This window comes from Acidovorax sp. (assembly GCF_046314175.1).
In the GTDB taxonomy this organism is placed as follows: domain Bacteria; phylum Pseudomonadota; class Gammaproteobacteria; order Burkholderiales; family Burkholderiaceae_C; genus Acidovorax.
The window spans coordinates 1-5,962 of record NZ_JBKBXG010000159.1; the positions used below are offsets into that span (position 1 = coordinate 1).

The following is a 5,962-nucleotide window of genomic DNA, read 5'->3' on the forward strand; positions in this document are numbered from 1 at the left end:
AGCACCGAGAGGCTGGCCTCTAGCGCCTGTTGCAGCTCTTCAAGCTCGGCGTTGATGAAAATCCGAAGAGCTTGAAATGTGCGCGTTGCAGGGTTCTGGCCCGCTTCGCGGGTTTTGACCGTGCCAGCCACGAGATCGGCCAGTTCTGCGGTGGTTGCAAGAGCCCCCCGCTCTTCGCGCCGCGCAACAATCGCCTTTGCAATGGGGCCAGCAAACCGTTCTTCACCGTAGTCACGTATCACCTCCGCAATCTGACCGACTTCGGCCGTGGCCAACCAATCAGCCACGCTTTCGCCGCGCGTGGTGTCCATGCGCATGTCCAGCGGGCCGTCAAAACGGAAACTGAAACCCCGCTCGGGGCTGTCGATCTGGGGCGAGCTCACGCCCAGGTCCATCAGCACGCCCGCCGCACTGCCCGCAGGCAGATCGGCGAGGTGTCGAAATCCTTCGTGCCGAATGGAAAAACGCGCATCGGTGATGCGCGTTGCTTCGGCGATGGCTTCAGGGTCTTTGTCAAAGGCCACAAGCTGGCCTTGTGGCCCCAGCCGGAGCAGGATCAGGCGTGAATGCCCGCCACGCCCAAAGGTCGCATCGACCCAAGTGCCAGCAGGCTGTGGGCCTGCACCGCCCAGGAGAGAGTCCACAGCCTCATTGAGCAGGACAGTGGTGTGTTGCAAAGGGGATGTCACGGGGGCCTTAAAAGGAGAAGTCCTTGAAGACATCCGGCATGTCGCCCTGCATGGCCTTGGCTTCCTGCTCGTCGTAGGTGGCCTTGTCCCAGAGTTCGAAATGGTTGCCCATGCCCAGGAGCATGGTGTCTTTGGAGATACCGGCCGCTTCGCGCAGCTCGGGAGAAACCAGCACGCGGCCGGTGGCGTCCATGTCCACGTCCATGGCGTTGCCCAGAAAGATGCGCTTCCACCACTGGGCGGACATGGGCAACTGGGCAATGCGCTCGCGGAACTTCTCCCACTCGGGGCGGGGAAACACCATGAGGCAGCCGTGCGGGTGCTTGGTAATGGTGAGTTGGCCCGATGCCGTGGCCGCGAGGACGTCACGATGCCGGGTCGGCACAGACAGCCGACCCTTCGCATCGAGACTGAGCGACGAGGCACCTTGAAACACGGACAGATTCCCAACTCGGTTTTTTGATCCTCCCGGGCCCGTGCAATGGGCTTGGAAGGCACTTTTCACCACTTAATTGCACTTTTTTGCACTGTAGCAGGAAAAGCACGCCGAGCAAGGGGTGCCCAACAAACTTTTGTAATGAAATCAACAACTTAGGCGTGACTCTGCAGCCTGCAAAGAAACAAAAGTCGTTGAAAAATAAGAACTTACAGAAGCCTATGAAAGTGACCTCTCAAGGCCCCATCGAGTGTCACAGGATGTAGCGCGACAAATCTTCGTCCTTGCTCAGTGCCTGAAGGCGCTCGTCCACATACGCGGCGTCGATGGTGATCGTCTGGCCCGACAGGCGTGTAGCGGTAAAACTCACCTCGTCCAGCAGGCGCTCCATCACCGTCGACAGCCGGCGCGCGCCGATGTTTTCGGTGCGCTCGTTCACCTCAAACGCAATATGCGCCAACCGTGTGATGCCTTCGGGCGCAAATTCGAGTGTGACCCCTTCGGTGGCCAGCAGGGCCTGGTACTGCTTGACCAGGGACGCATGGGTCTGCGTGAGGATGGCCTCGAAATCCTTGACCGACAGCGACTCCAGCTCGACCCGGATGGGGAAGCGCCCCTGCAGCTCCGGGATCAGGTCGCTGGGCTTGGACAGGTGGAACGCCCCGGACGCGATGAACAGGATGTGGTCCGTCTTGATCATTCCGTATTTGGTGGTCACCGTGGTGCCCTCCACCAGCGGCAGCAGGTCGCGCTGTACACCTTGGCGAGACACATCGGCCCCACTGGTTTCCTGGCGGGCGGCCACCTTGTCGATCTCGTCGATGAAGACGATCCCGTTCTGCTCGGCGTTGGCAATGGCGCGGGTCTTGATCTCTTCCTCGTTGACGAGCTTACCCGCCTCTTCGTCGGTGATGAGCTTCAGGGCTTCAGCGATCTTTAGCTTGCGGGTTTTGCGTTTGTCCTGCCCCATCTGGCTGAACATGCCACGCAGTTGCTCGGCCATCTCCTCCATGCCCTGCGGGCCCATGATTTCGAGTTGCGGACGGCCTTCGGCGACGTCGATCTCGATGTCCTTGTCGTCCAGCAAGCCTTCGCGCAGCTTCTTGCGGAACACCTGCCGTGCGGTGTTGTCGGCCACGGGTTCGGTGCCCGCAGCGGCGCGGGCCGTTGGCACCAGTACATCCAGAATGCGCTCTTCGGCCGCGTCTTCAGCGCGGGTACGCACCTTCTTCATCTCCGACTCGCGCGTCTGCTTGACAGCCATTTCGGCCAGGTCGCGGATGATGGAATCCACATCCTTGCCCACATAGCCCACCTCGGTGAACTTGGTGGCTTCGACCTTGATGAAGGGCGCATCGGCCAACTTGGCCAGGCGGCGGGCGATTTCGGTTTTGCCGACCCCCGTGGGGCCGATCATGAGGATGTTCTTGGGCGTGATCTCCTGGCGCAGGCTGCCTTCAACCTGCTGGCGGCGCCAGCGGTTGCGCAGCGCGATGGCCACAGCGCGCTTGGCACTGGCCTGGCCCACGATGTGGTGGTCCAGTTCGGAGACGATTTCCTGGGGGGTCATGGACGACATGGCGAAAATTCCAGTCAAATTGGGCTCTAGCGCTTATCCATCAAGCGCTAGCAGCTATCAAAAACATATCAAAACGATCTACCAAACCATATGCCACCCGACCTACAGGGTCTCGATGGTGTGGTTCATGTTGGTGTAGATGCACAGCTCACCTGCAATCTCCAGCGACTTCTTGACGACGTCCTGCGCAGACAGGTCAGTGTGGTTGAGCAGCGCCTTGGCGGCCGAGTGCGCATAGGCACCGCCTGACCCAATGGCCACAATGCCTTGCTCGGGCTCCAGCACATCGCCGTTGCCTGTGATGATGAGTGAAGCTTCGAGATCAGCCACGGCCAGCATGGCTTCGAGGCGGCGCAGCACGCGATCGGTGCGCCAGTCCTTTGTCAGCTCAATGGCCGCCCGCACCAGGTGGCCCTGGTGCTTGTCCAGCTTGGCTTCAAAGCGCTCGAACAGGGTGAATGCGTCGGCCGTGGCGCCCGCAAAACCCGCCAGCACCTTGCCGTGGTGCAGCTTGCGCACCTTGCGCGCGGTGCCCTTGACGACGATGTTGCCCAGGGTGACTTGGCCGTCTCCGCCAATGGCCACTTGCACGCCCTGCGGCGTCTGGCGGCGCACGCTCAGGATGGTGGTGCCGTGAAACACCGGATGGTTGTCTTGTGATGAATCCATAGCTGCGGCAGATGAGGCCGCAGGCACCACTTTCAAGCCAATGCAGCGCCACATGCAACAAGCAAATCCACCGAAGGCACCCATGAAACGGGGGCGGACCACGCCAAGGACCGGCGCAAGGGCTGCCATGCCGTTGATGCGGCGCCTCACCTGCGCGCGCTGAGGGCACGAGCTGCGAAGCGACTCAACCGGGTGTCAATTCTTCCGGGGCGCCACCCAGGCGTGTTCGTTGATGCCGATCACGTTGAAGAAGATCGCCACCAGCCGCTGCAGGTTGTGGAACTGGATGACGTGACCCTGGCTTTGCTGCTCTGCCGCCCAGTTGAGCACCGAGCCCGCTGCTGCAAAATCCACGCGAATGAGCTTGTCGCACGCGATGGTGAGCGGCACGCCGGGACGCATCAGCGCCTGGAAAGGCTCTAGCAGCGGTGTAGCGTCGCCATCGATATGGCCGCTGAGCTGGGCCGCAGGGTCCGTGTCCAGCGGGGCCGGTGCAGACACATCACCCAGGTCCGAAGGGCCGAAATCGCTGTCGGCCGCCAGCGGAGCCGCGCCCGAGGTGGCGCCTTCGTTGTCCGAATAGCCGCAGCGCGGCGACACCCACGACGGGGGCGACACCTCATAGGTCACGCAGTAGTCCAGCGCCACCAGCTCAAACTCGTCCGCCTTGCCCATCAAGCGAAGCGCTGCCATGCGCAGGCGCCACCATTCGGGGCTGGTGGACCGGTCTCCCGACTGCGCCTTGGCGTCCAGCAAGGCATTGAGCTTTTCGACCCCCGAAAACACCAGCTGGCCATCACGGTCCGCCCACAGGGTGAACTGGTCAGCCATCAGCGGCACAGCGGCCTCATCAATGGAGGTAAGGCGCGCCCAGGACAACGTCCAGGGCGAAGCCGCGCGAGTCAGTGAAGCCTGCAGAGCCGCCACAGAAGACACGGCCACCGTGGGCGGTGCGTTCCAGCTGAAATCCTTGCGCACGGCACCCGCTGGGGCACTTGCCCCAGCTGCGGACGTCACATCCACCGCCATGCCCAGTTGCTCCGGCATCGAGAACCACAGCGGCGAAGAACGGCTGTATTGCGCCGCAAAGTCGATGGCCAGGGTGTCAAACCGGTCGTGTTGCCCGGTCGCGCGGTACAGGTCGAACAGCGTCATCCAGATTTCGAGCTGCTGCTCGGGCGGATCCTGCTGGTGCTGGGCCAAAACGTCCAGCAGGCCAGACTCTGCACCTGCGTGGTCACCATTGGCAAACCGGATGGCGGCTTCTTCTAGGTCGGGTTCGTGCACGAATTCCTCCGGTTCGAATGCGGGCGCGGGAGTTGTTGCTGCTAGTGCCGCAGGGATGAAGGATGCTTCGTTCGGGCCGCTACCGCTCATGGACGCATCGGTGCCGCCAAACCGGCCAACAGCCATGCTGTCATCTGCAAACAGCGGCTGAACAGCGGGCTTGTTCTCCAGTGGCGCGGGCAAGCTGCCAGGTGCTGTGGGTGCGTAGGCCCGGGCGTGGGCTGACTCGGTGCCTTCTCGGCTGGATTCGGGCATCACCCCGGGCTGGGTGGGGGCATCAGCGCCCTGCTTGCTCTTCCACCACTGCTGAGACATCTGCGCCTCGATCTCGTCGATCTTCTTGAGCGTGACGGCGCGCTCGTCGGGCGATGCCATGCTGCTCTGAAAGAACGAGGGCCGGCCCGCAGCGTCTTCCACACGCTGGCCCTGCAGCACCTCTCGCTGGCGCAGTTTGCGCAGCTGATCGAACTCACGGCGCCGCACAAAGTCGTTGCGGCGCTTGCGCTCGATCATCTCCTTGAGCATCTGCTTGCTGTACTGGCTATCCCGGTCGTTCTGGATAGAGTCCAGTTCAGTCCAGTTCACCGTCGGGTTCTTCACGAACCGAACCACCTTCGATAGCAGGCCGCCGGGGGTGGTTTCTTCCTTGCTCATGGCTCGGGGTGAGAGTGGTGCGCGGTGCGATCAGGCCGGGTGGCCCAATCAATCACCAAACATCTTCTGCTTGAGTTCGCGGCGTTGCTGGGCTTCCAGCGACAAAGTGGCCGTGGGGCGTGCAATGAGGCGGCCCACACCAATGGGTTCGCCGGTTTCGTCGCAGTACCCGTAGTCACCAGAGTCGATGCGGGCGATGGATTGCTCGATCTTCTTGAGCAGCTTGCGCTCGCGGTCGCGGGTGCGCAGCTCCAGGGCGTGCTCTTCTTCGATGGTGGCGCGGTCGGCAGGGTCGGGCACCACCACGGTGTCTTCACGCAGGTGCTCCGTCGTCTCGCCAGCGCTGTTGTGGATTTCCTGCTTGAGGTGAACGAGCTTCAAGCGGAAAAACGCCATCTGCTTATCGTTCATGTACTCGCTGTCAGGCATGGACGTGACTTCAGCGTCGGTCAACTCTGCGGCGGACTTGGTTTTCCAGTTGTTCGCCAGCTTGGGGTCTTTTATCGCAGCCGTAAATGTCGGGTGCGCTTGCGCAGTCGTGGGCATGGTGTGTAGATAACTGGCTTTGGCAGCGGTCGAGGCCACTGCCTGGGCCATGGATGGTACGGTCAATTGGGCCAGTCGGGAAGAAGGCCGGGTTGTGCGCAC

Annotated in this window: 6 protein-coding genes; all 6 read right to left on the reverse strand. The window is 62.0% G+C overall.

The features are described from left to right. Nucleotides 1-689, reverse strand: a 689-nt coding sequence (rsmH, locus tag ACK4OE_RS24825; protein ID WP_409889100.1) for a 16S rRNA (cytosine(1402)-N(4))-methyltransferase RsmH, incomplete at its 3' end; no start/stop codon positions are given. Nucleotides 690-696: 7 nt separating this feature from the next. Further along, on the reverse strand, nucleotides 697-1,125 hold the full coding sequence (gene mraZ, locus ACK4OE_RS24830; RefSeq protein ID WP_057271900.1) for a division/cell wall cluster transcriptional repressor MraZ: 429 nt from the start codon (nucleotides 1,123-1,125) through the stop codon (nucleotides 697-699). A 253-nt stretch (nucleotides 1,126-1,378) separates the two neighbouring features. Beyond that, the gene (gene hslU / locus ACK4OE_RS24835; protein WP_409889101.1) at nucleotides 1,379-2,704 is read right to left on the reverse strand and encodes an ATP-dependent protease ATPase subunit HslU; all 1,326 of its coding nucleotides are present in this window, start codon (nucleotides 2,702-2,704) and stop codon (nucleotides 1,379-1,381) included. Between the two features lie 102 nt (nucleotides 2,705-2,806). Continuing rightward, the gene (hslV, locus tag ACK4OE_RS24840; RefSeq protein ID WP_409780422.1) at nucleotides 2,807-3,373 is read right to left on the reverse strand and encodes an ATP-dependent protease subunit HslV; all 567 of its coding nucleotides are present in this window, start codon (nucleotides 3,371-3,373) and stop codon (nucleotides 2,807-2,809) included. A 195-nt stretch (nucleotides 3,374-3,568) separates the two neighbouring features. Beyond that, the gene (locus tag ACK4OE_RS24845; protein WP_409889102.1) at nucleotides 3,569-5,314 is read right to left on the reverse strand and encodes an STAS domain-containing protein; all 1,746 of its coding nucleotides are present in this window, start codon (nucleotides 5,312-5,314) and stop codon (nucleotides 3,569-3,571) included. Between the two features lie 48 nt (nucleotides 5,315-5,362). Continuing rightward, the coding region (dksA, locus tag ACK4OE_RS24850) for an RNA polymerase-binding protein DksA (protein WP_409889103.1) at nucleotides 5,363-5,962 on the reverse strand (600 nt) is incomplete at its 5' end.

What these genes read in the sequence shown, in the direction of transcription:
- hslV (WP_409780422.1), bottom strand. Translation starts at nt 3,373, where the DNA reads ATGGATTCATCACAAGACAACCATCCGGTGTTTCACGGCACCACCATC.
- ACK4OE_RS24845 (WP_409889102.1), bottom strand. Translation starts at nt 5,314, where the DNA reads ATGAGCAAGGAAGAAACCACCCCCGGCGGCCTGCTATCGAAGGTGGTT.
- hslU (WP_409889101.1), bottom strand. Translation starts at nt 2,704, where the DNA reads ATGTCGTCCATGACCCCCCAGGAAATCGTCTCCGAACTGGACCACCAC.